General features: G+C 67.1%; 36 protein-coding genes, 1 tRNA gene and 1 pseudogene. 3 read left to right on the top strand and 35 right to left on the bottom strand.

Annotated elements, in window-relative coordinates; all coding sequences use genetic code 11:
- The first annotated feature begins 142 nt into the window (after positions 1 to 142).
- Positions 143 to 218, top strand: a tRNA-Ala gene (locus tag SPI01S_RS16925).
- 33 nt (positions 219 to 251) lie between these two features.
- Here the strand turns inward: SPI01S_RS16925 and SPI01S_RS16920 are convergent.
- The 17 genes from SPI01S_RS16920 to SPI01S_RS23375 all read right to left on the bottom strand — a co-directional run bounded on the left by SPI01S_RS16920 (position 252) and on the right by SPI01S_RS23375 (position 9661).
- The gene (locus SPI01S_RS16920; protein ID WP_169804535.1) at positions 252 to 1388 is read right to left on the bottom strand and encodes a site-specific integrase; all 1137 of its coding nucleotides are present in this window, start codon (positions 1386 to 1388) and stop codon (positions 252 to 254) included.
- 38 nt (positions 1389 to 1426) lie between these two features.
- Positions 1427 to 1798 carry a hypothetical protein gene (locus tag SPI01S_RS22730; RefSeq protein ID WP_169804534.1) on the bottom strand — a complete coding sequence of 124 codons (372 nt, stop codon included), beginning with the start codon at positions 1796 to 1798 and terminating at the stop codon, positions 1427 to 1429.
- A gap of 333 nt (positions 1799 to 2131) precedes the next feature.
- Positions 2132 to 3121 carry an MT-A70 family methyltransferase gene (locus tag SPI01S_RS16910; protein WP_066725272.1) on the bottom strand — a complete coding sequence of 330 codons (990 nt, stop codon included), beginning with the start codon at positions 3119 to 3121 and terminating at the stop codon, positions 2132 to 2134.
- Positions 3105 to 3326 (bottom strand): hypothetical protein, encoded by a 222-nt coding sequence (locus tag SPI01S_RS16905; RefSeq protein ID WP_066725270.1) that lies wholly within the window; start codon positions 3324 to 3326, stop codon positions 3105 to 3107. The genes SPI01S_RS16910 and SPI01S_RS16905 overlap by 17 nt, the downstream gene beginning before the upstream one ends.
- Positions 3323 to 3718 carry a hypothetical protein gene (locus tag SPI01S_RS16900; RefSeq protein ID WP_066725267.1) on the bottom strand — a complete coding sequence of 132 codons (396 nt, stop codon included), beginning with the start codon at positions 3716 to 3718 and terminating at the stop codon, positions 3323 to 3325. Before SPI01S_RS16900 ends, SPI01S_RS16905 begins: the two co-directional genes overlap by 4 nt.
- On the bottom strand, positions 3715 to 4017 hold the full coding sequence (locus SPI01S_RS16895; RefSeq protein ID WP_066725265.1) for a hypothetical protein: 303 nt from the start codon (positions 4015 to 4017) through the stop codon (positions 3715 to 3717). The genes SPI01S_RS16900 and SPI01S_RS16895 overlap by 4 nt, the downstream gene beginning before the upstream one ends.
- Entirely contained in the window at positions 4014 to 4145 is a 132-nt protein-coding gene (locus SPI01S_RS23280) for a hypothetical protein (protein WP_281179447.1), read from the bottom strand. The genes SPI01S_RS16895 and SPI01S_RS23280 overlap by 4 nt, the downstream gene beginning before the upstream one ends.
- Positions 4142 to 4282, bottom strand: coding sequence for a hypothetical protein (locus SPI01S_RS22415; protein WP_157084754.1), 141 nt, complete (start codon positions 4280 to 4282; stop codon positions 4142 to 4144). Before SPI01S_RS22415 ends, SPI01S_RS23280 begins: the two co-directional genes overlap by 4 nt.
- Positions 4282 to 4527, bottom strand: coding sequence for a DUF2312 domain-containing protein (locus tag SPI01S_RS16890; protein WP_066725355.1), 246 nt, complete (start codon positions 4525 to 4527; stop codon positions 4282 to 4284). Before SPI01S_RS16890 ends, SPI01S_RS22415 begins: the two co-directional genes overlap by 1 nt.
- A gap of 119 nt (positions 4528 to 4646) precedes the next feature.
- On the bottom strand, positions 4647 to 4790 hold the full coding sequence (locus SPI01S_RS22410) for a hypothetical protein (protein ID WP_157084753.1): 144 nt from the start codon (positions 4788 to 4790) through the stop codon (positions 4647 to 4649).
- Positions 4787 to 5239, bottom strand: a complete 453-nt coding sequence (locus tag SPI01S_RS16885; RefSeq protein WP_066725263.1) for a hypothetical protein — start codon at positions 5237 to 5239, stop codon at positions 4787 to 4789. The genes SPI01S_RS22410 and SPI01S_RS16885 overlap by 4 nt, the downstream gene beginning before the upstream one ends.
- Positions 5240 to 5242: 3 nt before the next feature.
- On the bottom strand, positions 5243 to 7957 hold the full coding sequence (locus tag SPI01S_RS16880; RefSeq protein ID WP_066725261.1) for a toprim domain-containing protein: 2715 nt from the start codon (positions 7955 to 7957) through the stop codon (positions 5243 to 5245).
- Between the two features lie 105 nt (positions 7958 to 8062).
- Positions 8063 to 8353 (bottom strand): ogr/Delta-like zinc finger family protein, encoded by a 291-nt coding sequence (locus tag SPI01S_RS16875; RefSeq protein WP_084253539.1) that lies wholly within the window; start codon positions 8351 to 8353, stop codon positions 8063 to 8065.
- A gap of 2 nt (positions 8354 to 8355) precedes the next feature.
- On the bottom strand, positions 8356 to 8847 hold the full coding sequence (locus SPI01S_RS16870) for a hypothetical protein (protein ID WP_066725254.1): 492 nt from the start codon (positions 8845 to 8847) through the stop codon (positions 8356 to 8358).
- Positions 8847 to 9152 (bottom strand): hypothetical protein, encoded by a 306-nt coding sequence (locus SPI01S_RS16865; protein ID WP_066725251.1) that lies wholly within the window; start codon positions 9150 to 9152, stop codon positions 8847 to 8849. The genes SPI01S_RS16870 and SPI01S_RS16865 overlap by 1 nt, the downstream gene beginning before the upstream one ends.
- Positions 9145 to 9348 (bottom strand): hypothetical protein, encoded by a 204-nt coding sequence (locus SPI01S_RS22405; RefSeq protein ID WP_157084752.1) that lies wholly within the window; start codon positions 9346 to 9348, stop codon positions 9145 to 9147. The genes SPI01S_RS16865 and SPI01S_RS22405 overlap by 8 nt, the downstream gene beginning before the upstream one ends.
- Positions 9341 to 9661 (bottom strand): transcriptional regulator, encoded by a 321-nt coding sequence (locus SPI01S_RS23375; protein WP_084253536.1) that lies wholly within the window; start codon positions 9659 to 9661, stop codon positions 9341 to 9343. Before SPI01S_RS23375 ends, SPI01S_RS22405 begins: the two co-directional genes overlap by 8 nt.
- A gap of 61 nt (positions 9662 to 9722) precedes the next feature.
- On the opposite strand from SPI01S_RS23375, the gene SPI01S_RS16855 reads away from it, so the two are divergent.
- Both SPI01S_RS16855 and SPI01S_RS23105 read left to right on the top strand, forming a co-directional pair.
- A complete protein-coding gene (locus SPI01S_RS16855) occupies positions 9723 to 10277 on the top strand; it encodes a helix-turn-helix domain-containing protein (RefSeq protein ID WP_084253535.1) in 555 nt (184 codons plus the stop codon).
- A 357-nt stretch (positions 10278 to 10634) separates the two neighbouring features.
- Complete coding sequence (locus SPI01S_RS23105) at positions 10635 to 11165, top strand: hypothetical protein (RefSeq protein ID WP_245653642.1); 531 nt, start codon at positions 10635 to 10637, stop codon at positions 11163 to 11165.
- 46 nt (positions 11166 to 11211) lie between these two features.
- Here SPI01S_RS23105 and SPI01S_RS21950 read toward each other — a convergent pair.
- From SPI01S_RS21950 to SPI01S_RS16765, 18 genes and pseudogenes are all read right to left on the bottom strand, one after another.
- Positions 11212 to 11490, bottom strand: a pseudogene (locus SPI01S_RS21950) (thermonuclease family protein); the annotation flags it as partial.
- A gap of 23 nt (positions 11491 to 11513) precedes the next feature.
- Complete coding sequence (locus SPI01S_RS16845; RefSeq protein ID WP_066725243.1) at positions 11514 to 11792, bottom strand: BrnA antitoxin family protein; 279 nt, start codon at positions 11790 to 11792, stop codon at positions 11514 to 11516.
- Positions 11789 to 12034 carry a BrnT family toxin gene (locus tag SPI01S_RS16840; RefSeq protein ID WP_066725239.1) on the bottom strand — a complete coding sequence of 82 codons (246 nt, stop codon included), beginning with the start codon at positions 12032 to 12034 and terminating at the stop codon, positions 11789 to 11791. Before SPI01S_RS16840 ends, SPI01S_RS16845 begins: the two co-directional genes overlap by 4 nt.
- Positions 12035 to 12090: 56 nt before the next feature.
- On the bottom strand, positions 12091 to 13092 hold the full coding sequence (locus SPI01S_RS16835; protein WP_066725237.1) for a contractile injection system protein, VgrG/Pvc8 family: 1002 nt from the start codon (positions 13090 to 13092) through the stop codon (positions 12091 to 12093).
- Positions 13089 to 13478, bottom strand: a complete 390-nt coding sequence (locus tag SPI01S_RS16830; RefSeq protein ID WP_084253534.1) for a phage tail protein — start codon at positions 13476 to 13478, stop codon at positions 13089 to 13091. Before SPI01S_RS16830 ends, SPI01S_RS16835 begins: the two co-directional genes overlap by 4 nt.
- Entirely contained in the window at positions 13475 to 15994 is a 2520-nt protein-coding gene (locus tag SPI01S_RS16825) for a phage tail tape measure protein (protein WP_245653639.1), read from the bottom strand. Before SPI01S_RS16825 ends, SPI01S_RS16830 begins: the two co-directional genes overlap by 4 nt.
- Before the next feature lie 4 nt (positions 15995 to 15998).
- Positions 15999 to 16127, bottom strand: a complete 129-nt coding sequence (locus SPI01S_RS16820; RefSeq protein ID WP_066725226.1) for a GpE family phage tail protein — start codon at positions 16125 to 16127, stop codon at positions 15999 to 16001.
- An 8-nt stretch (positions 16128 to 16135) separates the two neighbouring features.
- On the bottom strand, positions 16136 to 16441 hold the full coding sequence (locus SPI01S_RS16815) for a phage tail assembly protein (RefSeq protein ID WP_066725224.1): 306 nt from the start codon (positions 16439 to 16441) through the stop codon (positions 16136 to 16138).
- A gap of 36 nt (positions 16442 to 16477) precedes the next feature.
- On the bottom strand, positions 16478 to 16984 hold the full coding sequence (locus SPI01S_RS16810; RefSeq protein ID WP_066725222.1) for a phage major tail tube protein: 507 nt from the start codon (positions 16982 to 16984) through the stop codon (positions 16478 to 16480).
- Positions 16985 to 17021: 37 nt separating this feature from the next.
- The gene (locus SPI01S_RS16805; RefSeq protein ID WP_066725220.1) at positions 17022 to 18188 is read right to left on the bottom strand and encodes a phage tail sheath subtilisin-like domain-containing protein; all 1167 of its coding nucleotides are present in this window, start codon (positions 18186 to 18188) and stop codon (positions 17022 to 17024) included.
- 12 nt (positions 18189 to 18200) lie between these two features.
- On the bottom strand, positions 18201 to 18572 hold the full coding sequence (locus SPI01S_RS16800) for a GPW/gp25 family protein (protein WP_066725218.1): 372 nt from the start codon (positions 18570 to 18572) through the stop codon (positions 18201 to 18203).
- Positions 18569 to 19114: a phage baseplate assembly protein V gene (locus SPI01S_RS16795; protein ID WP_245653638.1), complete on the bottom strand. Its 546-nt coding sequence runs from the start codon at positions 19112 to 19114 to the stop codon at positions 18569 to 18571. Before SPI01S_RS16795 ends, SPI01S_RS16800 begins: the two co-directional genes overlap by 4 nt.
- Positions 19115 to 19190: 76 nt before the next feature.
- Positions 19191 to 19433, bottom strand: coding sequence for a hypothetical protein (locus SPI01S_RS16790; protein WP_066725213.1), 243 nt, complete (start codon positions 19431 to 19433; stop codon positions 19191 to 19193).
- Positions 19434 to 19450: 17 nt separating this feature from the next.
- Positions 19451 to 21241 carry a gp53-like domain-containing protein gene (locus tag SPI01S_RS16785; protein ID WP_245653637.1) on the bottom strand — a complete coding sequence of 597 codons (1791 nt, stop codon included), beginning with the start codon at positions 21239 to 21241 and terminating at the stop codon, positions 19451 to 19453.
- A 95-nt stretch (positions 21242 to 21336) separates the two neighbouring features.
- Positions 21337 to 21879: a phage tail protein I gene (locus SPI01S_RS16780; protein WP_066725209.1), complete on the bottom strand. Its 543-nt coding sequence runs from the start codon at positions 21877 to 21879 to the stop codon at positions 21337 to 21339.
- A complete protein-coding gene (locus SPI01S_RS16775; RefSeq protein ID WP_066725207.1) occupies positions 21876 to 22778 on the bottom strand; it encodes a baseplate assembly protein in 903 nt (300 codons plus the stop codon). Before SPI01S_RS16775 ends, SPI01S_RS16780 begins: the two co-directional genes overlap by 4 nt.
- A gap of 69 nt (positions 22779 to 22847) precedes the next feature.
- Positions 22848 to 23510, bottom strand: coding sequence for a phage virion morphogenesis family protein (locus SPI01S_RS16770; RefSeq protein WP_066725206.1), 663 nt, complete (start codon positions 23508 to 23510; stop codon positions 22848 to 22850).
- Positions 23507 to 23908, bottom strand: coding sequence for a phage tail protein (locus tag SPI01S_RS16765; protein ID WP_066725205.1), 402 nt, complete (start codon positions 23906 to 23908; stop codon positions 23507 to 23509). Before SPI01S_RS16765 ends, SPI01S_RS16770 begins: the two co-directional genes overlap by 4 nt.
- Between the last annotated feature and the right edge of the window lie 22 nt (positions 23909 to 23930).

Below are 23930 nucleotides of genomic sequence, written 5' to 3'. Positions count from 1 at the left end.
GGTTCCGAGGATTTAACTTGGCGGACAGGCACTTCGCCGCTGCCGAACCAAAAGCGGCGGGAAGACGCCACAAGCCGGTTGCATCGCACGTTTGGGCTCGCTAAGGGGAGCGCCTCTCGGGCCAGCCCGGGATCAAGGCGGCGGGGCTGTAGCTCAGATGGGAGAGCGCTGCAATCGCACTGCAGAGGTCAGGGGTTCGATTCCCCTCAGCTCCACCACCGCCTTCTAGCTGAGATAGCTACCTTTTCCCATCACCGACGACAGCGCGCCGAGGCCAGTTCGGCCACGTTGGTATCGCGCTGGTATCGCAAGTGCGCGTCGGTGTGCTCCCCGACAGCCGCCCAGAATGCCTCAGTGGAGGTGATGAACTCGCGCAGATACTCCGGGCGCAGGTGCGTGTAATTCGCGCCGGTGCCCTCCTCGCTGTGCCCGGCCGCTGCGTCGATCTGCGCATCGGGCACGCCGAACCGCTTGTGCCAGGTGTGGATGGTGTGGCGCAGGGTGTTGGGCGTGCCGATGCCGCGCAGCTTCGGCCGAGGGCGCGTCTCGCCCAGCTTGCGACGGGGCGGAAGCCAGACCAGCTCGCCGGCTTTGTCGCGTACCTGCTCGGCAAAGCCGAGATCCGGCCGCGCTGCGTGGGCGGCGAGCAGCACGCCCTCGAAGGCGTTGCCGATATCGCTTGTCGGGCGCTCGTAATGGTCTGGGCCGCCGGCCGCGCGCGTCTTCTGCGACGTGGGCACGCGGTAGCGGATGATCTTGCCGGTGGCGCCTTCCAGCCATGGTGCGAGCGTGGGGCAGATCGGCACGATCGGCCGGCGCTTGCGGGTCTGCTCTTCGCCAGGCCGAAGGAAGTGGATCATGCCGCGGCGGATCTGCGATGCGTCCAGCTCGAGTGTCGCCTCGGCGCGGCCGTGGGTGCTCAGCATGATCAGCGTGAACAGGAAGACGTGGTCCCGTTCCGGCGCGCCGCGCGCGGCATCGAGGATGGCGGCCACCTGCTCTGGGCTCCACTCCAGTTCCTTCGGCTTCTTGCGGCCCTTCACGTCCTTGATCTTCGGTGCGCTAGACAGCCGGTTGATTTCCGGCTTCATCGCCCAGTTGATCGGGCCGCGCAGCGCAGCCAGGTCGCGCGAGATCGTCGGCGCCGAAACGCCCTGGGCGGCGCGCCAGGCGATGAAGGCGTCGACCAGCGCATTCGATACGTTGGCGACGCTGAACGGCTCGGGCAGCAGCTGCTGCGCGCGCAGCTCGGCCCAGAAGGCTTCGAGGCGATCCACGCTGTCGAGATAGCGCTCGGGGCTTTCGAGGTGCGCGACATGCTCTTCCAGCCAGGCGGCGGTGAGGTCGGCGAGCAGCACCTCATGGGGACCGCGCGGGCCGGTCGGCATGATCGCCTCGGCCTGCGCCTTCCACGCGGTCCAGTGGTCTATGAGGGCGAGTTTCGCTTCTTCCGGCGGATTTCCGCCGTCACCGCCGATACCCGTCGATGCGCGCCGAGTGACACGTCCATCGAGCCAACAGATGTTCCAGTCGTCGCGGTCGCGGCGATACCAAAGCCAGAAAGGCCCGAGCTCGAAGCGCTGGGCTTCGCCGGCCTTGGCCGTGCCGGAACCTGCACCGCTTCGCCTTCGACCTGCCATCCCGCCCTGAATTCCTCCGACTCGATCTCACACAGCACCGCGTAGACACGCGGGTCCATCAACGCCCGCGCATGCTCCGGACCAAGGTGCAGGCGCTCGCCATTACGCGCCGCGCGCCGCACCCGCTTGAGCAGGACACTGACGGGAAGATCATCCATGCCCGATCGTCTCCGATTCGGCGAATCTGTTCCTCCGACGTTCCACCGCCAGAAAGGCGGGGCTAAAGCTCGCGGTCCGCATCGCCGATCGTGGGTACCGCGATGCGTGCGGATATGAGACCGCGTGGAGGCGCATCCACAGCGCATTGCCATGGCGGGGGATGGCGTGCTCAAGGGAAAGCATGGCGTCCGCGACGGGCATCCGGTGGCGTGCGATAGCCCAAAGGAACCGGTCATATGGCCGGCGTGGCGTGAAGCGTTTGCGGACTTCCTTCAACCGGCCGGCCTTGGACTTCCAGCGGCGTATAAAGATTTCGTTGTGGCGCGTGCGCATCACCCGATCTCCGAGGCGAATTTCTCGACATCATTGCCCCAGCAGTCCCAGCCGGGCCGGCGCTGGCGGGCGAACAGCTCGACATAGGGGCCGGCATAGAGCGCCTCGACGTCGGCGATCATGCTGTCGGGCTTGCGGCTATGTTCGCGCACCGGCGCCACCAGCAGGTTGCGGACGCTGCGCGACTGGACGCGTGGCTTGCCGATCGTGCCGACGAGATAGAACTCGGCGGCCGAGCGGAAGACATAGCCGGTGCCGAAGGCCCAGCTGCGATCGGTCGACGTGCGCTTCGCCCAGGCCCCGGCGCTCTTGAAGGTGAAGCCCCACGCGCGCAGCAGCTCGATCGCGCGGTCGAGCAGCGGCGCCGTCGCCCACATGATCAGCGCGCAGTCGGGCGCGGCGAGCCGCGCGACCGGCAGGCGGGCGAGATCCGCGAGCGACATGCAAGGATAATGCGCCGTCGGGTTCTTCGCCTCGCCCTTGGCCGAGAAGTTTGCAAAGCGCCACGGCGGGTCCGCATAGATCACGCCGTATCCGCCGGGGCGCAGGTTGCCGAACGGCCACTCGGCCGAGGCCGGTGCCGGCGGCGCGAGCACCTCGGGAAGCGTGGGCAGAGTCGGGGTGCCCAAGTCGCCGCCGAACAGTTCAAGGTTGCCGGCGGCCTGCAGCCGCCGGCGGGACATCGTCTGCCTGACATTATGGGCGTGGTGATCACGGTCGTAGCCGAGATGGCACCGCTGGCACATGGCGCGGAGGTTCTCGTCCGTGCAGTGCTCGGGCTGGTGATCAAGGTGCGCGACGGTGAGCACCACCGTCGAGCCGGTGACGCTATGCGGCCCGCCGTTCACCTCGGGGCAACGCCCGAGGTGCGGGTGGCCGCATTCGCCCTGGCACTCGCACCGATCGCCCGCACGTTCCTTGCGGATGCGCAGGCTGATCGCGGGCCAGTCCTCGGGGTAGCGGGCGCGGTTTTCAGGGCTGATCGGCATTGATCGTCCATTCGATGCTGCTGCCCGGTCCCCACCGACGCGACTTCACCTTTCCCTGTTTCTCAAGGGCGGTGAGGCGTCGGCGGACCTGAGCGGTCGTGATCTCCATGCGGCCCAGCTCGGTCGCCAGGATGTTCCGCACGACATAGGTGTGCTGGCTGCACGGGCGCTGGGCGACAGCGGCTAGGATCTGTTCGTCTGTCATGAGCGAGACTTCCAGAGGTAGCGGTGCCCGTGCTGAGCAGATGCGTAGCCCTGATCCATGGCGCACCGATTTGTGCAGAAGAACCTGTCCTGCCAGCTCTCGCCATCCCAGTAGCTGACGCGCGAAAGCACCTCGCCGTCACGGCGAACACTGATGATCTCGCCGTTCACATAACGCTGTGCTTCTTCGCGACTGCGGGGCCTCTGATGGAGGTAGATTGAGTTCCCCTCCCGCCACCCGTCGGGCTTTGCCTCAATGGCATTATGGTCGCCGCCCCAAGAGTGTGGCTTAGGCGGCTGATACGCTACGGGTTCGCGAAAGAAGAAGTCGCTCGTGCGCTTGGCGATCGGGCGCCCGCATACGATGCAGAGGCGTTTGGCGGTGCTGCTCATGGCTCGCTCCTTTCGCCCAGCATCCGCGCCTGCAGCTCGTAGGCACGCTGTGGCGATATGCTGGGGGTGATGGTGGCCGGCGCCTTCGTGGGCACCGGCAGGTTCAGGAATGCGCCGGCCTGGCGACGGGCGGTGAGGTGGTCGCACCAGCGGCGCTGGTGGTGCGCTTCCTCGATCGCAATGCGGATCTCCGCGGGCAGGCGCTCGCGACAGCGGTCGCACACACGGCGCAGCGGCACGCGCGAACGACCGCAACCGATGACGTCGCAAAGCTGGGGTTGGGGGCGGCGGCGCTTCATCGGCGGCGCTCCCCCATCACGGTGCCGATGGCGATCAGGAACAGCGTGAACATCACGCCGATCGTCACGATGGCCTTGCCGGCGGTGCGGACGTGCGCGCCTGCGCGGCGCGGGTCGATGCGGATCATGGGCGGGTCTCCAATTGGGTTTCGCCGCAGGCGCGCTCGGGCCGCTGCTGCGCCAGAGCGAGCAGGAGCACGATGACGACGAAGGCGAGGATCGGGATCTCGCGCGTGATGGCGCGGACGAGGTCGGGGCGGCGCATCACACGATTCCCAGCGCGGACTTGTAGGTTTCGAGGATCTCCTCCGCCTCGATGCGGTGGTGCTTTTCCAGTTTCCGGATCTTCACGATGGTGCGCATCGTCTTGACGTCGAACCCGGTCGCCTTCGCCTCGGCATAGACTTCGTTGATGTCGCCAAGGATGCCCGCCTTCTCCTCCTCCAGGCGCTCGATGCGCTCGATCAGCTGGGCGAGCTGCTGCGCGGAGGTGTCGGGGTTGGCCTTGATCGGATCGGCCGGCTTGGTGGCCTTCTTGCCCTTGGCCTTGCCGGCGGTGGGGATGAACGGGGTGGGCACGTGGCGCAGCGAGCCGTCGCCCGCGCGCTCCTGGCGCATGGTCATGGTGGTCACTGGAAGTTCCTCAGGATCTGGATGATGATCAGGCCGACGCCCAGGCCGCCCCAGGCATTGAAGACCAGGCGGGCGAGCGGGTGCGCGGTGGGCTGGCAGCTCTTGCAGTTGCAGCCGAAGATGCGCTGCAGCCGGTTCATTGGGCCGCTCCGCTCTGGCAGCGGGTGCAGGTGCCGCGCTCCAGCGTGCAGATGCCGGCGGCGCCGGTGCACGGAAAATAGTCCGAACAGCCGCACGACAAGCAAACGGTCGGGTGACGGTCCACCGGATCGTTCGCGAGCTGGTTGTAGATGGCGACGTCGACGGGGATGATCGTTGCAAGCGCCTGGACCAGCTCGGGGTGCTTCGCACGCGAGCCGGGGCGTTCCAGCTGTTCGATCAGCGAGGCGATGGCGCCGATACCGCGGTGCCGTTGGGCTGGGCTGGGAAAACTGCTCAAGCGCACCGCCAGTTCTAAACTGTTCAAGCGCACCGCCAGTTCGTAGCGGGAGAGCCCCGCCGCCTTGCGGCGCAGCTCCAGATAGCGGGCGGCCGTCATGCGCATGGGCGCACTGCGCGTGCCGGGGACGTGCGTGTTGGGCAGCAGCATCGATTATGCTCCTTTGCTCTCGTGGGAATCGGGATTGCGGAAGACCCAGCAGGCGACGGTCTTGCCGGTGATGGAATTGATCGGCTTCACCGCGATGAAGCGGCGGCTCTTCGAGGTCTTGAGCAGCTTCTGCAGCTCGATCATCGTGCAGAGCGGGCGCAGGCCGCTGGTGGTGCAGCGCGATTCGTACTGCACCAGGCTGATGGCGATCTGATCGGCCTTGCGGCTGTGGTTGATTGGGTTCGGCGGGTTGGTGACGCTCGCGTCCTGGGCGAGGAAATGGTCGTACCGCTCCCAGAACTGCACGACATACGGGTGATCCGCGTCGGTGAGCTGGTGGCGCTCCACCAGCATGGCGAGGATCAGCGCGTGCGCATCTGCGACATCGCGGTCGCTGATGTTGGTGATGACGACGCGCATCGCGTCCAGCATCGCGGCGAGCTGTGCGTGGTTGTGCGCGAAGCGATAGTTGCCGCATCCGGGATAGTCCCGCATCGCCGGTTCGTGGCGGGCATAGGCCGCGAAATAGGCGGCTAGGATCTGCTCCTCGCGCCGGGTCACGTGCACCGGAAAGCCCGAAATCGCCTTGATGTCGGCGGCCTTGAGCTTGCCCGCGGCGGCCTTGCCTTCGGGGGAGAACCGGCCCTTGTCGAAGTGCACGCCCATGATGCGCTCGGTGAGCGCTTCCGATCCCTGCACGCGGGCGTTCTGGGCGATCACCAGCGCTGCGCGGAATGGCGGCTCGTAGGTTTCCATGCCGGCGTTCGCGACGGCGCGCGTGCGCACGGGGCGGCCGTTATAGGCGGTCTTCAGCTCGTCCCATTCGAAGCGGCGGGCATGCGCCGTCTCTTGGGTACGGTCGCCCTCGATCATCGCCACCGGCAGGTTCGCGACCTGGCCGAGCGTGCGTGCGATACCGGCGATCGTGCCCTTGGTGGGATCGAAGCCTTCGTATCCGGGGCGGCCGAGCAGTTTCCAGAGGAACTCCAGCAGCGTCGTCTTGCCGCTGCCGGGCTCGCCGGTCATTTCGAGGAAGCCCAGGCTCTCCTGGTGGTGGCGCACCTGCTCCGCGAACAGGCTCAGCACCCAATAGGCGAGCACCACCAGTCCCTTGGGGCCATAGGCCAGCGACAGCGGCTTCACCCATGTCAGGTCCAGGCGATCGGGATCGTACTCGATCCGCAGCATTCGCTCGTTGGAGCGCAGCTTCACCGACTGTTTGCCGAGGCGGAAATAATCCTCCTCGTTCACCTCATAGGTGCGGCCCTTGTGGACGGCGATGTCGCCGAAAACCCACGCCTCATGCTCCTTGGAATAGCCGACGAACTGCAGGGCCTCGACCATGCGGATCTGCGCCCATTGTACCTGCATCAGCTTGTCCAGCTGATACTGGTTGCCGGTCCACTGGGCGCCGGGGGCAATACTGGCGAGGCGCTTCTTGAAGTCGCCTGCACCCGAGCAGGCGGAGCCGGAAAAGGTGGCCTTCACGCCCGCACGGTCGGACGGAAAGTCGACGCGGATGAGGTACGAGCCTTCCTCGACGATCGGGTCGCGCTGATAATAGAGGGTGCGGAAGGTGCAGTTCGCCACCTCCTCGATCGCGACGGCGCGCTCGGCGGCCTTGTTCCACTGCTCGTCGAACGGCAGCTCCTTGAAGTCCTCGAACTCCGGATCCTGGCTTTCGAGCAGCGACTGCAGCTCTCCCTGGATGCGCTCCAGCGAGAAGTTGGCCCATAGCTGCTTGCCGCCGAAGGTGATCGGGAAAGACTCGAGCCGCTTGCGCTCGTAGATCAGCAGGGCCTTGGCGGTGGCCGAGCTGGCGATCGTGATCTCGCCGTTCCAGCGATACTCGTCCAGGTCGGACGGCTGCAGCTTGTCGCGCTGCGCCAGGTCGTTCCAGTCGAGCTTCTCGCCCTCGCCATCCGGGCGCACCTGGGCGGCGCCGCAGGTCCAGCCCTCGGCTCGGGCTTGGTCCGCGAACTTGCGGGTAAAGCGCACGCCAGCCGCGCCGACATCGAAGGCCCAGATCAGCTTGGGGGTGGCGATGTTGAGATCGCCGCACGTCTTGCGCAGCTCGGCGAGGAAGTGCTCAGGATAGACGTTGCACGACATCGCCGCGACGGCGTGCACCTTGCCGGTCTGGACGAGCGCGATGGCGTCGAAGATGCCCTCGGCGATCCAGATCTCGCCGGCACGCGCATAGTCGAGCATGCTGCTCTTCGGGTACAGCCAGCAATGGCCGCGCCAGGTGCTGCCATAGTTGAACCGCGCCTTCTTCTTCCCGAAGCGGCTGGGCTGGTCGATCAGCCGTTCCCAATAGCTGTCGCCGGGGAGGGGGAAGCGAACGGTGGCGGTCGTAAGGCCGAGCTTCTGATCGCTGTACCACTCCTGCCGGTAGCTGCCACGCAGGCCGGACAGGTTGAAGCCCCGGGCGTGCTGCAGATAGGCGTCGGCCGCCGCGTTCGGATCCTCGGGGGTGGCCTTGTGGCGGTTCGACCAGTTGTCGAACAGGTCCGGATACAGCTCCTTGACGGCGCTATCGCGCCCGCACTTGTTCTGGCGCCCGCACTTCACCACCCACGGGTTGTCGGCACGGACGAAGGCTTCCTTCTTGTCGCAGTGCGCGCAGCGACCCTCCTGCAGCCATGCGCCCTTTTCCTTGAAGCCGTAGTCACGCTTCAGGCGGGCCAGGACGTCCTTGAGCAAATCGTCGCGCATCGGGTGGTGTGGTCTTTCGCAGGCAAGCGGAGGGCGTTCCCGGAAGCGGGGCGCTTCGGGCTAGGCATTCGAGTTTCAGTTCGGCCGGCGCGGTGCCGGCGGGCGTCAGCCGGTCACGAGATCGGCGGCGATCCTGTCGTCATTGGCCGGGCGTGGTGGGCTATCGTCGTTCGCCGGCTCTCTCCACCTGCCGACCGGCAGGTGCAGCTCGGGGTTGGGGGCAAGGCCCCGAACCACGAGGCGCACGGCGATAATGTGAACGACGAAAGCGCACCCGCAGTCGTCGTTGTCGCACAGCATCCGCCCTTCGCGGACGGTGCGGGTCATCTGTTCGCTTGTGCGACAGGTCACGCGTGACCCGCACTCCGGACACAGCACATGGAGGCTTCGCTTCATGCTCATTGGGTTCCCCCCGCGATTTGCCGAGGCCCCGCGCCACGGCGAAAGATGGCGCCAAGTCGGCGCGTGATTGTCTTGGCCGCCTGTTCCAGTTCGGCCGCCTCCGTCATCGCCCGCAGCACGTCGCTGCGGCTGGCGGTCGACCGTGCGGCGGCGAGGCCGTGTTCGACGACCTCGCCGAATTCCTTGGCGGTGTCCGCGATATCATCGACGAGGGCGAGGCGGCACGGATCGGCAACGATCGCGCGGCACTCGGTCGCAGCCTGGTAGACCGCGAGGAAGGGCAACGTGTCGCCGCCGGCATCGAAAAATGCCATATCGAGCGCGAACGCTTGGGCCAGCGTGGGTGTGCCCTCAAGATCCGGATCGGCCCAGTTGTAGAAGGTGCGTTCGCTAACCTGCGCGACGGCAGCGGCGCGCTTGGCGCCGAGGTGCTCGCCGATCTTGAAGGCGGCGTGGGCCCAAGTGCCGGGGGTGCGTTGCTTGGTCATCAGAAAGGCAGCTCCTCACAGCTGGAGCACTCAGGTCCCGTCGCGCCGGCCAGATTCTCGAAGCAGTTGGCGCAAAAGCCATTCTCGATCGCGATCGCCGCAAGCATGCGGCGGATCTGGCTCAAGCGCTCGGCCTTCGCGTACTTCTTGGCACGCGTGCGCGGGCGGTATTGCCAGAGCCTCTCCCGCTCGGCCTTGAGATCGGCAAGATCAGGTAGGCCACCACCGCCGCAAGGAGACACAACGTCGATGGTGGCCTGCCCCACAGTGCGACCCGTGGGGTTATTCGGTGCGAGGTCAGCCATTGCGCGGCCTCGAAAAGCGGACGTTCAACAGACCGAGATCGTTCTTCTCGAGCACGATCTTCCAGCCTGCTGCGTTGTCGATGTTGGCGATGCCAACAGGCTCGCGCTGGATCTCGGCTGCCTTGGTTTGAAGGTCGGTCAGCGCGGCGAGCATATGGCCTAGCGTGCGAACCTCGTGCGAAGCGATCTCAGTCATCGGCCGGCGCCTTCGGCAAAAGCGGAGCCTGATTGCAGGCGACGCTTATAGTTTTCTCCGATACAGAGGCGTCATGAAGAGTCTCCTCTACCGCTCGCGGGTAAAAATCGGGACGAAGATCGTGGCGGGACACGCCAGTCGCAGCTTCGACTTTCAAGACGAAGCGCGCGGACAGCGGCTTACCCTGTTTCCGGGGCTGGTAGATTGCTCCGGGGGTGCAGCCGCAAATTCGGGCAAGCGCGCTCTGCGAACCTGCGATCTGCAGCGCGCGATCGAACGCGGCGAGCGCGGTTAAGAGGTGTCTCTCATCCATACGCCAACGTTATAGAAACCTCTCAAAGTACGCAAGAGGATTCTATGAGAGGGAACTATTAATGTCGGGAAGAGATGTCTCTGATAGCGAGCTACAATCTCTTGCACTATCGCTCGACCGCATGACGGCCTTGAACCCCGAGCGCGTGCGGCAGGCGATGGAGAGGGCGCAGCACGATCAGTCGTCGCTTGCGCGTGCAATCGGTGTGACGCCCGGAACGATCCATCAGATCATGAGCGGGAAGATCAAGCGATCCAAGTTCCTGCCTGAAATTGCTGAGGTGCTTGGCGTGTCGCTGCGCTGGCTGCGCGGCGAGGATGTTCCGTCTGATAAGGCTGACGAAGATGCGTTGGTGCCGGCGCCTCCCCCGGTCCGGCACCTGATGATGCATGTCGCGCTACCTAGTGAAGATGCGCTGACCCAGATGTTCGCGGCGCTGTTGGCTCTGGAGCGTCCAGACGACTCGCGGGACGAACGCGCTCGATTTCTCGCTCAGCTATTGCCAGCCGCTCTCGCGCAGCTTCAAGCGCAAATCCCTGTTGAAGATGTGGTCGCGTCGCTTGCGCGCGCGACAAAGTCTCAACCTGCAACCAAAGCGAATCTCGCGCGGCAGTGAGCACTGCGCAGGTCATGTTGCAATCTGAACACCCGAAATCACACCCCTGCCCCTGTTCACGAAAATTCACGTAATGCGCCCTCTAACGTTGCTCTTTTATGTTCCCGTTCCGTTCTCCATAATGAAAGAGCGAAGCTGTAGGAAACAACGTTCTCATGCCCGGTTCGTGCGACACTGGCATGTGACGGTATCCCTTGACGTTTTCGGTTTTTCGAGGCGGCATCGTGACGGCCCTCACGGCAGCATGGCGCCTGCCGGCGATATTGCATGACCGACGTCGGACAAGATCGACCGGGAGAAATCTCGGTTGCGCCGCTGCTTCGGCGGAGGCAATAGCACCGCCGTTCAGGGGGCTGAGTGACATATCTCGCAAATTCTGCGCCGGGCCGTCCGCGATGCACGCGGTTCGCTCGCGCGATTCTCTCCGTCACCGCGATCTTCGTCGCAGGTGGTGCATTGTTGACCCCGTTGAAGCCGGGCACCGCGGTGCCGGTTGGGCGGGTTCTGAACCCTTCGAGGGTGAACCTGTCTCGATCGGTTCAGCACCGGCTTGAGGCTCAGGTTTGGTTCGCCGACCGGATCGTAGACGCCCAAGTTTATGGGTCCATAGGGGCAGCAGTCCGGCTAGTAGCCGTCAATCTGGCGCATCGGCCTGACATCGATCCCGGCGACATTGTCGGGATATCTATCCATGACCGCGCGGGCCAGTTCTATCATCTGACCTTCACCTATGAGGCCTTGGCCAGGATCTTGCGGGAAGAGATCAGCGGGCAGCAGACGCTGCTGTTCGCGACAGAGCAGGCGATCGACGCCCCTCGCGCGGTCGAAGCGGCGCGGCAATGGGCTGCGTCCCGGCCGAACGGCTCATTGGATCGTCTAGGCCTGTGATTCCGCACGCGCGGGCAACTCGCCCGCCGTTGTCCCAGCGGGCAATATAAGCGGCATTGCCGCCGCGGATCTGGCCGCAACTGACATCGCGGCCATTCACACGGACGGCAGCAAGGGTGCGACCATAGCGATCGAGTCCGATCCGCTTGATCGTCGCGGCGCCACGGATGGCCAGTGCGAGCGCCTGCTTCGATCGCACTGGATCGCCGGGGACGCATTGCCGTCCGCGCCGGCAATGTCCTGGCATTTCGGGTGCGTCGATACCTAGCAGCCTTATGCGCTCACTGCCGCAGCGAAGCGTATCGCCGTCCACAGCGACCAACATGCAAGCGAGGGGAATGAAGCCGATCAACGGTGCTCTGCCACCCACTGGCGCAGGGCATCGTTGATCCGCGATTGCCACCCGTCGCCGCTGGCCTTGAAAAAGTCGACCACGTCCGGGGACAGTCGAATCGTAGTACTCACCTTCCGCGGTGCTTTCTGCGGCCCGCGCGAGCGAACCATCTTTGCCGCGAGATCCGGGAAGGCCTCCGCGAACGGGCGCGCGCCCGCGATCTGCTCCTCGGTCAACTCGGGGGTGTCGGAGACCGCATCAAGGTCGGCCTGGGTGTATCCGCGCTTGGTCATGCCAGCAGTTGCCTTTCCTTCTTGCTCGCGGGGCGCGCCGAAATGATCGACAGCCCTTCAGTGCCAAGGCGGGCGAAGATCACGGTGATTACGCCGTTCAGCTCGCCAACCGCGAAATAGCGGCCATCCTTGGCTTCACCAACGATCGCCGAGAGGAAGAAGTCGAAACCGACATGCGCAAAATCGATCCCGTGCTTGTCGAGATTTGCGAGGCGCTTCGGTTCGTCCCAAACGATGATCATGCAGAAACTGTAGTAACAATTCGCCCGGCTTGCAAGCAGAATGTTACTACAAAAAGCTAGGCGCGAATCTCCAGATTGACCGCCGTGGTGAAGCCTCCGCGCGCGTCCAGCTGATGGTTCACCTCCGAGATCAGCCAACGCTGTGCGTCGATATCGGCTTTGAACCCTTCTGCCGTGGCGGGCTGCTCGGGCGCCAGTTCGGCGCGGCCGAGGGCGAGGGTGAGATCCAGGCTGCGCGGCGCGCGGCCGGCGCGCTTCGTTTCCGCCGCTGCTGCGCGCTTCGCCTCGCCCTCGCTCGCATAGACGCGGGATAGCTTCCGCTCGGTGCCGTCGCCGCTGCCCGCGGTCACCTTCTTCTTTTTCGCAGCCTTCCGATCGTGCCATTCGGCTACCACCTTGCCCGCCGCCTCGCGCTTCTCAACGCGGTAGCTGTGCCGATCACCGTCGCGCCGGCGGATGGTAACGCCGGGCAGGGGCTGGCCGGTCGCCGTGATCCCGGCGCCGATCGGCGCGAAGATCAGGCACCCGGCCTTGATGGTCGCCACGGCATCATGCTCGCGGCCCAAGCGGCGCAGCAGCGCGATATCGCTTTCGCGCTCCTGCGCCTTGGCGTGGACGGCAATGGACGCGAGCGCGGGCGCGCAGCGCGGCTTGAGCTTGTGCCGCCCTGCCACGGTGTCGACGATCGCGCCCAGGGTGGTGCTGTGCCAGCTCTGCTCGCGGCGCGTGGTGAGGGCGCTGGCGAAGTCCGCCGCGCTGGCGCGGATGCTCACGGTATCTGGCGGTCCGCTATGCTCCACTTCGTCCACCTTGAAGCGGCCCTTGTCGACCAGCCCTATCGCCACGCCGTCGCCGGCTTTCCAGCCAAGCTCGACGGTCAGCACCGCGCCCTCGGGCGGCAGCGCCAAGCGGCCGTCGCTATCGTCGAGCACCAGGTCGAGCTGGTCGGCGTCGCCGCCGCGCTTCTCGGTGATGCGCAGGCTGATCAGGCGCGGCCGGATCTTCGGGGAGAGATCCTCGCCGTCCAGCGTAATGCGGAAATCGGCGATCGGCGTCATGCGGCAGCGTCCGGCGCTTCGAGCAGGTCGATGCCGAAGTCGATCTGGCGGGGCTGGCCGTCCGGCAGGAAGTGGCGGTGCCGCTCGTCGATCGAGGTGATGACGAAGCTGCCCAGCACGTTGCCCAGCCCGTCGACAAGGGGCCAATCCCCGCCCTCGGCCGCCATGTCGATCAGCTGATCGAGCGACGCGCGCCCGTCCGCCAGCTCGATATGCGTGCTGCCGGACAGGGTGATCGTCTCCAGATCCGCGCCGGTGAACTGGATCGCGTCCTTCGCGCCCACGCGGCCGTTCGTCGCGAAGCGCCAGGCGCGCTTCCGCTGCAGCTCGTCATAGGCGAGCGTGTCGATTGCGAAGACGAACATGCCCAGGCTGAGCAGCTTCACAGGTCGTCTCCATCCGGTCGGTCGGCCATGGACGTGCGCCGCCCAGCGCCGGCCCCGCCGCGCGTCAGCTTTTCCAGCTCGTCGCGCACCATGCGGGCGAGATCCTGACCGGACTGCCCGGGCTGCTGCTGGATCACGATGGTGATCGGGCCGATCGGCGCGGGCGCGGCGATGGGAGCGGCGGCGGCGGCGACCGGCCCGGCGCTGGGAACGGCGGCGGCCGGGCCGGCGCTGCCGGCGCCGATCGCCAGCGCCGCGGTGCCGGTGGCGACGGCGTTCGCCAGCCGGGCGGTAAGGCCATCCACGCGATCGACCGGCGCATCCTGCTCGCGCGCGAGGCCCTGATCGAGCCCCTGCATCATGAACCCGCCGAACGAGGCGAACACGCGGGAGGGCGAGTGGATGCCGAGCTTGCTCTTGAACCAGTTCGCCGCGGCCGATGCCGCGCCCATGACCGTTGCCTTGAGCTGGCCCAGCATGGCTGAGATGCCGGTGATGATGCCGCGCACGATATCGCCGCCGGCCGCGATCATCTGTTGCCCCAGCGGGCCCCGCATCCACGCCAGCAGCGCCATGAAGCCTTGGATCATCAGCCCCACAGGCGAGAAGTTCAGCAGCAGGCGGCCGACGAACTGGATCGCGGTCCAGGTCGCCGACTTGATGCTTTCCCACAGCCCGGCGAACCAGGTGCTGATCGCGCCCCAATTGGCATAGATCGCGTAGGCAGCAGCCCCGAGCGCCACCACGCCGAGCACGACGCCCCCGACGATGCCGATCAGCGGCAGCATGCCCACGCCGAGAAGGGTGGCCGTGGCCGAGAGCGCCGCGAACGGGGCGACCAGGCCGGCGATGAGGATGGCGCCGCCGCCCAGGACCAGAAACAGGGCGGCGAAGGCGGCGGCACCGACCGCGATCGAGCGCGAAAGGCCGGGGTTGGCGGCGGTCCACTTCGATACCCGATCGGTGAAGGCGTTCGCGCGCTCCAGCACGGCGTTGACGGTGGGGAGCAGCGCGGCGCCCAGCGTCACCGCCAGCGCGGTGCCGCTCACCTGCAGGCGCTTGGTCTGTTCGGCCGAGTCCTTCATGCGCTCGGCGAAGTCACGGTCGGTGGTGCCGCCGGCCGACAGCGCCTCGGCGCGGATGCGGCGATATTCCTCCATGTTGGCGATCAGCGGGCGCAGGCCCTGCTGCACCTGGGCATCCTCGAACAGGTTGCCCAGCTTCGACATGTCGCCCCCCAGCGTCTTGTTGGTCAGCTCGGCAATGGCTTCGAGCGGCGTCTTGCCCTCGGCGTAGAGCTTTTTCAGCGCCTTGGGCAGATCCACGCCCATCTTGCCGAACGCCTTGACCGTGCCCGGCGAGCTGATCTTCTGCAGGACGTTCGACACGTTGCCCGCTGCGGTCGCGGCGTCGCCCGCGCCCTTGCGGGCGATCTGCAGCGCGGCCGAGAGATCCGCGACGGCGCCGACGCCCTTCTGCCCCAGCGCCTGATAGCCGGCGCTGAGCGTGGGGAAATACTGCGCCATGTCCTTCATCTCGAAGGCACCGGCCTTGCCGGCCTGCGCCATCACGTCGATCGCGCGGCCGGTCTGCTCGATCGGCACCTTCAGATTGTCGAGATTGGCGAAGCTGGCGGCGGCCAGGTCCGAGATTTCGGCCTTGTACGCGGTCGCGGCGCGGCCGATCGGCGCGATCATCTCGGTCGCCTTGGCGGGGTTGAGGCCGAAGCCGCTCAGCACGTCGACGCCCTGCTGCAGGTTCTCGGGCAGCTGGTTGGCGGCGCGCGCGGCGACGAGCAGCCCTTCGCCCATCTTCTCGGCCTGGGCGCGGGTGAGGTCCGCCTTCTGGGCGATGTCCGTCATGCCCGATTGGAACTGCTGCGCGGCGACGACGGCGCCGACCAGCGGCGCGCCGATCGCGCGGCCGGTCTCGATCGCGGAGAAGCCGCTCGCGGCCATGCCGGCGGCGGTGCCCTGCATGGCGCCGAAGCGCTCCCGCGCGGCGCCCATGCGGCGGGCGCGGTCGCTCGATTGCTGCAGGCGGCGGCTCTGCTCCTCGAGCTGATCGTTGGTGCGGGCGACGGCCTGGCGCAGGTTGCGCTCGTGCTGGACGAGGCCCCCGGCGCCGAGCCCGGCCTCGCGCATCCGGTCGCGCAGGCGCTGCAGCTCGGCGCTCTGTCCCTCGGCTTGCGATTTCAGCGCTGCGGCTGCGCGCTTGGCGGCGTCGAAGTCGCGGGCGAGCTTGCGCGAGGGGTTCTCGGCCGCCTGCATCTGGCGCGCCAGCTCGGCGACGCGGGTGCGCGCGAGGCCGAGCTGCTGCTCGGTGCCGCGCAGGTCGTTCTTGAGGGTGCGGAACGACGCCAGATCGGACTGGGCGCGATTGAGCGCGGCGAGCTGGTCGCGGGTCTGCTGCAGGGATCGCGAAGCGCGGCCCGAGCCGCTGGCGATGTCGCGCAGCGGCCGGGATACCTTGTCGCCGGCTTCGAGCAGCATGCGGATGCGCAGATTGCGGTCCATCGTGTCAGTCCTCGATGCCGTTCATGGCCTTCAGCCGTTCGATCGCGCGGGCGTGCCAGCCCATCAGCTCGGCCACGCCCATCTCGTGCATGACGGGCGGCGGCCAGTGAAAGACCGCCGCCACGTCCGCCATCGCGTCTTCTATGCGTCGTGGGAGACCGGCTTCGCGGCCTTCGGCAGCAAAAAATCGATCACCTCGGTGCCGAACTGCAGCATGTCGTTGGGCGCCATCGCGGCGGCGAAGGGCTTGTGGATCGTGGGGCTGGTGATGCGCGGCGCCAGCGTCTCCAGCGAGGCGACGTCGAGGTTGATCAGGCTGTTCAGCGCCAGGCCGCGCAGCTCGCCCGAACCGGGCTTGCGAACGGTGATGACGGTGCCGGCGGCGATCTTCTCCTCGCCGGCAATGGTGATCGGATCGTCGAGGGTGAAGGTGCGGATTGCGGTCATGGAACAGGCTTTCGATTAGGGGGGAGGGGGACGCGATCAGGCGAGCAGGCTGCTCCAGCCGGCCAGGCGATCCTCACCGGCGATCCGATAGATGCCGTTCAGCGGATCGATCTCGGCCAGTTCCTCGCCGTTCCATTCGAGGCGGAAATAGGCGCACTGGAACTTGCACTTGAACTCGCCGCCCTCGCCGGGCTTCATCTCGCCGAAGTCCATCTCCTCGAAGCGACCGCGCACGGTGATCTCGCCGATATCGACCACGCCGGTGCCTTCATCCTGCCAGGCGCCGGCGAAGCGCAGATAGCTGCCGGCGACGCCGGGGCGGGCAAACTGGCGGAGAATGGAAAGCTCGGGACCGCCGAGGGTGAATTCCATCTCCATCGCCTCAGCGCCCTGGTCGAGCTTCACGGTGCCGTCCATGCCGGCGCCGCGATAGTCTTCGAGCTTGCGGGCGAGCTTGGGCAGCGTGACCGACGTCACGATGCCGCGGAACGATTCGCCCTCCGAATAGAGGTTCATGTCCTTGAGCTTGCGGGGCAGTGCCATGCCGGTGCCTTTCGATCAGATGGGGGAGGGGGTGCGATCAGGCGGCGACGCCGGCCGCGAAGTCGGCGAAATAGGTGTCGGTGATGCGCTGCTGCAGCGAGAGGTTTTCCAGCGGCGGCACCGGCGTGAAGTCGTAGGGGATCACCAGCTTGCCGCCTGCCAGCGTGTCAGGCGTGTTCTGCTGGGGATCGTACCAGGCGCGGCCACCGATGATCTGGCCGGCCAGCTTCATCTGCCGAAGCGTGCCGTTGATCGTCTCGACGATGTCCTTCGCCAGGCTGGGGCGCAGCGGCTTGTCGATCGCCCACAGCATGCCGGCGGCGATGGTGTCGCGGATCACCTGTGCGGTGCGGACGCTGCTTTCGAAGGCGAACAGCGGCTCCTCCGCGCAGGTGCGCGAGCCCCACACGCGGAAGCCGGTGCTGGTGCGCACCAGCGCGCAGATCTGCGCGGCATTGAGGAGGTTCGCCTCGCAGGCCGGATCCTGAATATCGAACTGGATATCCTTGGTGATGCCGGTGACGCCCGCGACCGCGACGTTGCTGATCGTCTTGTGCCAGCCCTGCTCCTGATCGATCCGCGCGCGCAGGCCGAGCACGCGGGCGACGCCGTAGCTGATCGCCGTTTCGCCGCTGATCGCGTCGGCCGCGTAGAAATCGGGATAGACGAGCATCAGCTCGCGCGCGCTGAAGGCGGCGCGATAGGCGATCGCCGCGCTGACATCGCCGCCGACCGCCGCGGCATAGGCCATGCCGCGCAGTTTGCCCGCGACGATCGCCAGCGCCTCGGCGACGGCCTGGCTGTCGAGGCCGGGGGCACCGAGGATGCGCGGCTTGACGCCGAGCTGCGCCTCGGCGGCGAGCAGCGCCTGCATGCCGGTCTTCTGGCCCTGCGCGGTGGTGGTGCCGACCGCGTTTGCCGTCTTCTCGGCCGCGTTGGCGCCGTCGGCGATGCGCACGACCACGATCGGGCAGCGCACCTGATCGCTGATCGCGCGCAGCACATTGGGCAGCGTGCCGGTGGCGCCCGCCTTGCCCAACGCCGCCTCTGCGTCGGTGACCAGGACGGCCTTGTTGAGCGGGAAGGCGTCGGCGTTCGCAGCCGGTGCGGTTGCGACCAGGCCGATCACTGCCGTCGCAACGGTGGTGAGCGGGCGACTGCCGCTGGTCACTTCGGTGATGTTGATGCCGTGCGAATAGGCCATGGCGTGGGGCTCCTAGGCGGTGAAGGTGAGGCCGGATCGTGAGGCGATCGGCACGGTGATGCGGGTGCGCGACGCGGCGCGGGGCTGGTCGGTGCGGATGCCGTCGATGACGACGGTCGCCGTGCCGGGCTCGAGCTGTGCCAGGCCGACGCGGGTTACGCGGATGCGCGGCTCCCAGCGCTTGAGCGCCAGGGCAGTCGCAGCGAAGATCCGGATCCGGAGCGCGGGGTTCGCGGGCTGGTCGATCAGCTCGGGCAGCAGCGAGCCGAAGTCGCGGCGGCCGACGCGCGTGCCGATCGGCGTGGAGAGAATGCGGCCGATCGACTGCGACAGGTGCGCTTCGCCTGCCAGCGGCTTGCCGGTGGCGGCATCCATGCCCCTCATTGCGGCGCCCCCGACACGCCGTTGCCGGGCTGCACCTGCAGATGCTTGTGGCCGGTGAGGCTCTTGCCGGCAGCGACGACGTCCTCGGCGCTGGTGATCTTGCCCGTCGCGTCCACCTTGCCGTTGAGCTGGACGTCGGCGTTGATGGTGAGGCCATCGGGGGCAGAGATCTCGGCCGCGCCGGCCACGGTGATCGAGAGCTTGCGCGCCTCGCTGTCGTAGGCGAGCCGCGTCCCGTCGCCGAAATCGACCAGATAGGTGCCGTCAGCGGTGGGGGCGGGGTGCGCATCGCAGAACAGCGCGCCCAGGATGATGCCGGCTTCGATGTCGCCTTCGGGGCAGAAGAGCAGGACCTGCTCGCCGATGCTCGGCGGCGCCCAGATACGCATGGCGCCGGCGCGCGGCGCGGCGAAGGGAATGTCGCCGGTGACGATCTCGCCCACGCGAACGCGCACGGTGCCCTGGGCAAGATCGATGCTCTCGATCGTGCCCAGGCGCATCAGGTTGCCGATCAGGCGGCGGGGATCGTTGAGGTCGCTCACGGTGCCGGACTGTGCCGCCGGCAGCGCCGCCGCGCGCGGGTCCGAGCTTGTAAGACAGCAGCTCTACAAGGTGCGGCTATTTCGTCGCGGGGGAATTCTGTTCCTGCGCCGGGAGCGGATTGGTGATCGCTCCGGCTGCGATCTTCACCTCCACGCCGCGCGCGACGTCCGCGATGCGCGCATCGGTCGCCGCCGCATCGAACTTGCCCTTGGCGGTGCGGCAGATGTTCACGTCCCGGGTATGGGTGATCCCGTCATGCTCGAAGGTCACCGAAGCGGTGCCGGCGCTCGCATCCACGCTGTTGATCGTCGTCTTCATGGGATTTCCTTTGCTGCTCAAATGCCGACCGCGCGCCAGTCGATGCCGTCGATCTGATTGATCGAGCTCGAGGCGGCAGTGTACTGGACCATCAGCGTGCAGCCATTTGCCGAGATATCGACGCGCTGCACGGTGATGTCGAAACGGTTGTTGGCGCTCGCGTTGACGGCGACGGGCGTGACCACGACCGAATTGGGGTCGGCGAAGGGGACCGGGAAGCTGATGCCGACCGCGCTCTCGGTGAAAGGACCCGTCACCTTCCCCCATTGCTCGATCACGCCGTTGGGGCGGCGCTCCCAATAGCCGTTCCCGTTCGATCCGAAGCGGGAGCCGTCGCTCAGCAGCGCGAAGTCGGACGCCTGGCGACCGTCGAGCAGATCGGCGTCCAGGCCGGAGCCCGCGCCGTCGTTGCTGCTCCGCCAGACGTCGGCAACATGACTGTCGAACAGGACGTTACCGATGTCGGTTGCGTCGACCGTCATCTTCACGCGCGCGCCTGACCATCCGATCTTGATGGTGTTCGGCAGCTGCCCGATGCCGGTTCCCTGCTGGACCGGCACATAGCCGAGACGGGCAAGAACGTCCGCGTAATAGCCGCCGTCATGCCCGTCGAGCAGATCGGCGTCGAGGCCGGAACCGGCGCCGTCGCTCCCGCTGTGCCAGATCTGATAGGCCTCGTTGCCGAAGGTGAAGCCGCCGACCTTGAGGCGGTTGTCGGTATCCAGCCCGAAGTGCATGCCGAAGCCGCCAGGGCGATGAAAGGTCATCATCGCCGCGCCGACGCCATTACCGCGGACCTCGATTTCGCCGCGGTCGCCGGTTGGTGCTGCCACGCCTCCGTTGCCGGCGGCGGCGGCGCTGAACACCAACCTGCCTGACGCCGTGTCGCCGGCCTTGGACAGGAAATCGGCAGCTTGCCGACCATCGAGCAGGTCCGCGTCGAGACCCGAACCGGCGCCATCATTGCCCGCGTGCCAAAGCGCGTACGAAATCGCGCCCATGCTAGATCCGCCGAACTTGAGCTGATTGTCGACGTCTACGCCAAGATAGGCGGCAAATGCGTTCGGACGGTGGAATGCGAGCATGGCGGCGCCCACGCCGTTGCCCTTGATCTCCAGCTCGCCGAGGAACGGAGTGCCGGTGCCGACGCCATTGCCTCCCGTAACGCCGCCGCCGAACGTGCATCGCCCGGTGAAAGCGTCTCCCGCACGGTTCGCAGGCACATAGCCTAGGCGGCCACTGATATCCGCGTACCAGCTGCCCTGCTGCCCATCGAGCAGATCGGCATCGAGGCCCGAGCCCGCGCCGTCGTTGCTTGCGCGCCAGATGTCGTTGCCCCAGCCGGCGAGGCGCGCGGAAAGGGCAAAGCTCAGGCCCTTGGGCGTGACGGCGCGGCGATCGTCCGTGCCGGCGCTGGTTTCGGCATCCGTCGCCAGCTCGGCGACACCGGCCCTATCCGTTGTGGCGGGTGGATTGAGGAAGTCGGTCGACCCGAAGGTGATGCTGGTCGCCGTGATGTCGACGAAGCGCACGTCGAGCGCGAGCAGCAGCATGGCCTGAGACGATTTTTCGACGAAGACATTGGCCTGTCCATAGACAGCAAACAGAGTGCCGTCGCTGAGATACAGAGCGATCGACCGCACGGCGTAGGCCGCGTTCGTCTCGTCCCGAACGGTGATGTGGATCGTATCGGCTGCGACGGCATCGCCGGAGATGGTCGCGATGCGTTTAATCTCGCCGGGGAGCGACGTGGTGGCAGCGCTGGGAGTGATGGCAGTCGCAGACACACCAACGGCGGCGATGCGCACCGCGTTGGTGCCGTCCTTGGCGGCGTTGACGAGCGCGGCGCGGCCCGCATTGGTGACGGTGATGGTGAGAGCGTCGGACATCGGCGGGGCTCCGGTCAGGCGGCGAACGCCAGGCGGGTGAAGACGAGGGGCCGCGCAGCGGCGATCAGGCCGGTCGCACCGGTGAAGCGGAGCCCCTGGGTGAAGGTGAAGTGCGAGCGCACCGGCTTGGTGCGGCGGACTTCGTTGATCACGGCATCGGCAAAGGCAGCGGTGGCGGGAGCGCCGCCGCCGCCGCTCAGCTCCACGGCCATGGTGAAGGTGTGGGGCTCGCCGGGCGGATCGAGCTGCCACCATTCGCGCAGCGCCACGGCGCCGCCGAACGATTGAACCACCGCGCGCACCGACGAGGCGGTGCCCTTGTGCCGCTGGATTTCGATCGCGCGGCGCACGCGGGCGCGCTTCACCTCCTCCGGCCAATCGCTCGACCAGGCGTCGATCGACACCGCCCAGGCCAGGTAGGGCAGGAGGGGAAGCGGGCAGGTGTCCGGATTGACCAGGTCGCGCAGCGGCACCGGCAGCGCACCCATGCGCGCGGTCGCCGCCTCGATCGCGCGTTCAAGGGCGGTGACGTTCGGCGGAAGCAGGCTGCTGCTCATTCGCCGATACCCGCATAGGTGACATCGATCGCGGTGCAGAAGGCCGCCTGCGTTCGATCCACCACGATGTCGGCCGCCGGCTCGGCGAGGACGACGTTCTGCACGCCCTCCGCGTGGAGCGCGGCGAAGATGCCGGAGCGCGTCACGTCGACGCCCAGGCGGTGCTGGCGCTCGCGATAGTCCTGCACGCGCCGCTGCGCCTCGGCGAGCACGATCGAGCCGTCGGGCCCGCTGTACGTCGTGAGGCTGGCGCGGATCTGGTAGGGCACGATGGTGGCGGACTGCACGGTCACCGCATCGGTGAGCGGACGGACCGTCTCGGCCGAGACGTGGGCCGCGATCTTGGCGATAAGCTCGGGCGAGGCGGTGCCGTCGCCCAGGCGCGACAGGATCGTCACCAGCACCTGGCCGGGCGCGGGGCTCGTGGCACTGGCGTCCAGCACGTCGCCATCGGCGGAGCGGGCATGGTAGATATAGGCGCCCTCCGGGCCTGCTACCGAGAAGCCCTCGGGCGCCAGCACCACGCGGGCGCGGAGCGAGGTGTCATCCTCATAGGTTGGCGGCACGTTGTTGGCGGCGTCGCCGGGATCGAGCTCCAGCCGGGTGACGTTCATCAACGCGGCCAGGTGATCGAGGTCGGAGCCGGTGGCGAAGGCCGGCATCACCGCCTTGGCGGCGTCGTTGATCTGGCCGCGCAGCAGCATCTCGCGATAGGCGCAGACCTGCAGCAGGATCACTGCCGGATCAGATTCGACGGTCGCGTCGAAGTCCGGTTTCAGCCGAACGAGCGAGGCGAGCATCTCGCCATAGATCTGCTCGAAGCTCAGCTGCTCGATCACTTTCGGCGCCGGCAGGCGCGAGAGATCGACTGCGGTGAAGGTGACGGAGGTATCGGCCATGCCGCCATGTCGCGGCGGTGCCCGGTCTGCTGCCAGTAGCTCGGCTTGTAGAGGTGTCGCTTTACAATGTCAGGGGTTCAGGTGGCGCAAGAGACGATCCAGCATCGCGCCAGCCTCGGCGTCGGTGACGCCCAGGACCGCTCGGCGGGCATAGCGCACTGGCTTTGCCTTGGCCGCCGGGCGGTCCATCAGCCCTTCCTGCGACACGCTGGCGATCTCCGACGCGCGGCCGGCGAAGCCAATCCACGCCTCGCGATCGGTGGCGCCGGCGCGGAGGTTGCGCCCGCTGCGAAGCTTGCGGAACATGGCGGCGCGGCGGATGCTGCCCTTGCGCCGGTATTTTCCCGCGCCCTTGTTCTGCTCCTCGGGCTCCAGCGGCAGCCAGCGGTCGACCTTGTCCCAGAAGAAGCTGCGCACGCCGCCGGCCTCGACGTCATAGCCGGTGAGCAGGTTGCCCTCGTGCGCCCAGCTTTTCATGAGCACCAGGCGCGGCTCGGCGGCGCCCTTGGGGTAGAGGAACTTCACGGCATAGTTGCCCGGGCGCGGTGCCGGCTTGGCCTTGCGCGGCGTGTAGGCGCTGCCATCGGGGTTCTGCTGGCGGCCGATCCGCGCGGACTGCGATCGCTGCAGGTCCTTGACCATCGCGCGCAGGATCCGGCGGCGCTCCGACGGCGCCGTCGTGCGCAGCAGCGCACCCGCGATCCGCTCCAGCTCGGCCAGGTCGCCGCTCATTCGACGAGCCGCGGCTCGGGGAGGTGGACCGCGTTGAAGCCGCCCTGCGCCAGCGCTTCGACCGACACCGCCTCGGTCAGCTCGATCCACAGCGACACGTCGGCCGTGTCGCCGTCGAGGAGTTCGGACTCGAAGCGAAACGGCTCCTGCTGGCCGGCCTCGAGCAGTTCGGGCTGCGCCTGCGCGATCCAGGCGAGGATGGGCACCATCAGCCCGTCGATCGAGCCGGCGTAATCCTGCACGACGATGTTGAGGGTGTAGCGATATTCGAACGACAGCCCGCCGGGCCGCGCGGCGATGCGGCCCTTGTCGACGAAGAGGCTGAGCTTCGACGGATCGGCGCCGAGCTGGAGCACATGGGCCAGCAACACGCGGCGCAGGCTATCGGGTTTGTTCATTGGTCCGAATTTCCCAGGATGC

The sequence above is a fragment of the Sphingomonas pituitosa NBRC 102491 genome (assembly GCF_001598435.1).
Taxonomy (GTDB): Bacteria; Pseudomonadota; Alphaproteobacteria; order Sphingomonadales; family Sphingomonadaceae; genus Sphingomonas; species Sphingomonas pituitosa.
Note: the sequence above shows the minus strand (reverse complement) of the source record. Positions and strands in the feature narration are given on the sequence as shown.

Excerpts from the sequence above, each read along its gene's own strand:
- SPI01S_RS16920 (WP_169804535.1), bottom strand. The coding sequence starts at position 1,388 with ATGCCGACCGGCCCGCGCGGTCCCCATGAGGTGCTGCTCGCCGACCTC.
- SPI01S_RS22730 (WP_169804534.1), bottom strand. The coding sequence starts at position 1,798 with ATGGATGATCTTCCCGTCAGTGTCCTGCTCAAGCGGGTGCGGCGCGCG.
- SPI01S_RS16910 (WP_066725272.1), bottom strand. The coding sequence starts at position 3,121 with ATGCCGATCAGCCCTGAAAACCGCGCCCGCTACCCCGAGGACTGGCCC.
- SPI01S_RS16905 (WP_066725270.1), bottom strand. The coding sequence starts at position 3,326 with ATGACAGACGAACAGATCCTAGCCGCTGTCGCCCAGCGCCCGTGCAGC.
- SPI01S_RS16900 (WP_066725267.1), bottom strand. The coding sequence starts at position 3,718 with ATGAGCAGCACCGCCAAACGCCTCTGCATCGTATGCGGGCGCCCGATC.
- SPI01S_RS16895 (WP_066725265.1), bottom strand. The coding sequence starts at position 4,017 with ATGAAGCGCCGCCGCCCCCAACCCCAGCTTTGCGACGTCATCGGTTGC.
- SPI01S_RS23280 (WP_281179447.1), bottom strand. The coding sequence starts at position 4,145 with ATGATCCGCATCGACCCGCGCCGCGCAGGCGCGCACGTCCGCACCGCC.
- SPI01S_RS22415 (WP_157084754.1), bottom strand. The coding sequence starts at position 4,282 with ATGCGCCGCCCCGACCTCGTCCGCGCCATCACGCGCGAGATCCCGATC.
- SPI01S_RS22410 (WP_157084753.1), bottom strand. The coding sequence starts at position 4,790 with ATGAACCGGCTGCAGCGCATCTTCGGCTGCAACTGCAAGAGCTGCCAG.
- SPI01S_RS16885 (WP_066725263.1), bottom strand. The coding sequence starts at position 5,239 with ATGCTGCTGCCCAACACGCACGTCCCCGGCACGCGCAGTGCGCCCATG.
- SPI01S_RS16880 (WP_066725261.1), bottom strand. The coding sequence starts at position 7,957 with ATGCGCGACGATTTGCTCAAGGACGTCCTGGCCCGCCTGAAGCGTGAC.
- SPI01S_RS16875 (WP_084253539.1), bottom strand. The coding sequence starts at position 8,353 with ATGAAGCGAAGCCTCCATGTGCTGTGTCCGGAGTGCGGGTCACGCGTG.
- SPI01S_RS16870 (WP_066725254.1), bottom strand. The coding sequence starts at position 8,847 with ATGACCAAGCAACGCACCCCCGGCACTTGGGCCCACGCCGCCTTCAAG.
- SPI01S_RS16865 (WP_066725251.1), bottom strand. The coding sequence starts at position 9,152 with ATGGCTGACCTCGCACCGAATAACCCCACGGGTCGCACTGTGGGGCAG.
- SPI01S_RS22405 (WP_157084752.1), bottom strand. The coding sequence starts at position 9,348 with ATGACTGAGATCGCTTCGCACGAGGTTCGCACGCTAGGCCATATGCTC.
- SPI01S_RS23375 (WP_084253536.1), bottom strand. The coding sequence starts at position 9,661 with ATGGATGAGAGACACCTCTTAACCGCGCTCGCCGCGTTCGATCGCGCG.
- SPI01S_RS16855 (WP_084253535.1), top strand. The coding sequence starts at position 9,723 with ATGTCGGGAAGAGATGTCTCTGATAGCGAGCTACAATCTCTTGCACTA.
- SPI01S_RS16845 (WP_066725243.1), bottom strand. The coding sequence starts at position 11,792 with ATGACCAAGCGCGGATACACCCAGGCCGACCTTGATGCGGTCTCCGAC.
- SPI01S_RS16840 (WP_066725239.1), bottom strand. The coding sequence starts at position 12,034 with ATGATCATCGTTTGGGACGAACCGAAGCGCCTCGCAAATCTCGACAAG.
- SPI01S_RS16835 (WP_066725237.1), bottom strand. The coding sequence starts at position 13,092 with ATGACGCCGATCGCCGATTTCCGCATTACGCTGGACGGCGAGGATCTC.
- SPI01S_RS16825 (WP_245653639.1), bottom strand. The coding sequence starts at position 15,994 with ATGGACCGCAATCTGCGCATCCGCATGCTGCTCGAAGCCGGCGACAAG.
- SPI01S_RS16820 (WP_066725226.1), bottom strand. The coding sequence starts at position 16,127 with ATGGCGGACGTGGCGGCGGTCTTTCACTGGCCGCCGCCCGTCATGCAC.
- SPI01S_RS16815 (WP_066725224.1), bottom strand. The coding sequence starts at position 16,441 with ATGACCGCAATCCGCACCTTCACCCTCGACGATCCGATCACCATTGCC.
- SPI01S_RS16810 (WP_066725222.1), bottom strand. The coding sequence starts at position 16,984 with ATGGCACTGCCCCGCAAGCTCAAGGACATGAACCTCTATTCGGAGGGC.
- SPI01S_RS16805 (WP_066725220.1), bottom strand. The coding sequence starts at position 18,188 with ATGGCCTATTCGCACGGCATCAACATCACCGAAGTGACCAGCGGCAGT.
- SPI01S_RS16800 (WP_066725218.1), bottom strand. The coding sequence starts at position 18,572 with ATGAGGGGCATGGATGCCGCCACCGGCAAGCCGCTGGCAGGCGAAGCG.
- SPI01S_RS16790 (WP_066725213.1), bottom strand. The coding sequence starts at position 19,433 with ATGAAGACGACGATCAACAGCGTGGATGCGAGCGCCGGCACCGCTTCG.
- SPI01S_RS16780 (WP_066725209.1), bottom strand. The coding sequence starts at position 21,879 with ATGAGCAGCAGCCTGCTTCCGCCGAACGTCACCGCCCTTGAACGCGCG.
- SPI01S_RS16775 (WP_066725207.1), bottom strand. The coding sequence starts at position 22,778 with ATGGCCGATACCTCCGTCACCTTCACCGCAGTCGATCTCTCGCGCCTG.
- SPI01S_RS16770 (WP_066725206.1), bottom strand. The coding sequence starts at position 23,510 with ATGAGCGGCGACCTGGCCGAGCTGGAGCGGATCGCGGGTGCGCTGCTG.
- SPI01S_RS16765 (WP_066725205.1), bottom strand. The coding sequence starts at position 23,908 with ATGAACAAACCCGATAGCCTGCGCCGCGTGTTGCTGGCCCATGTGCTC.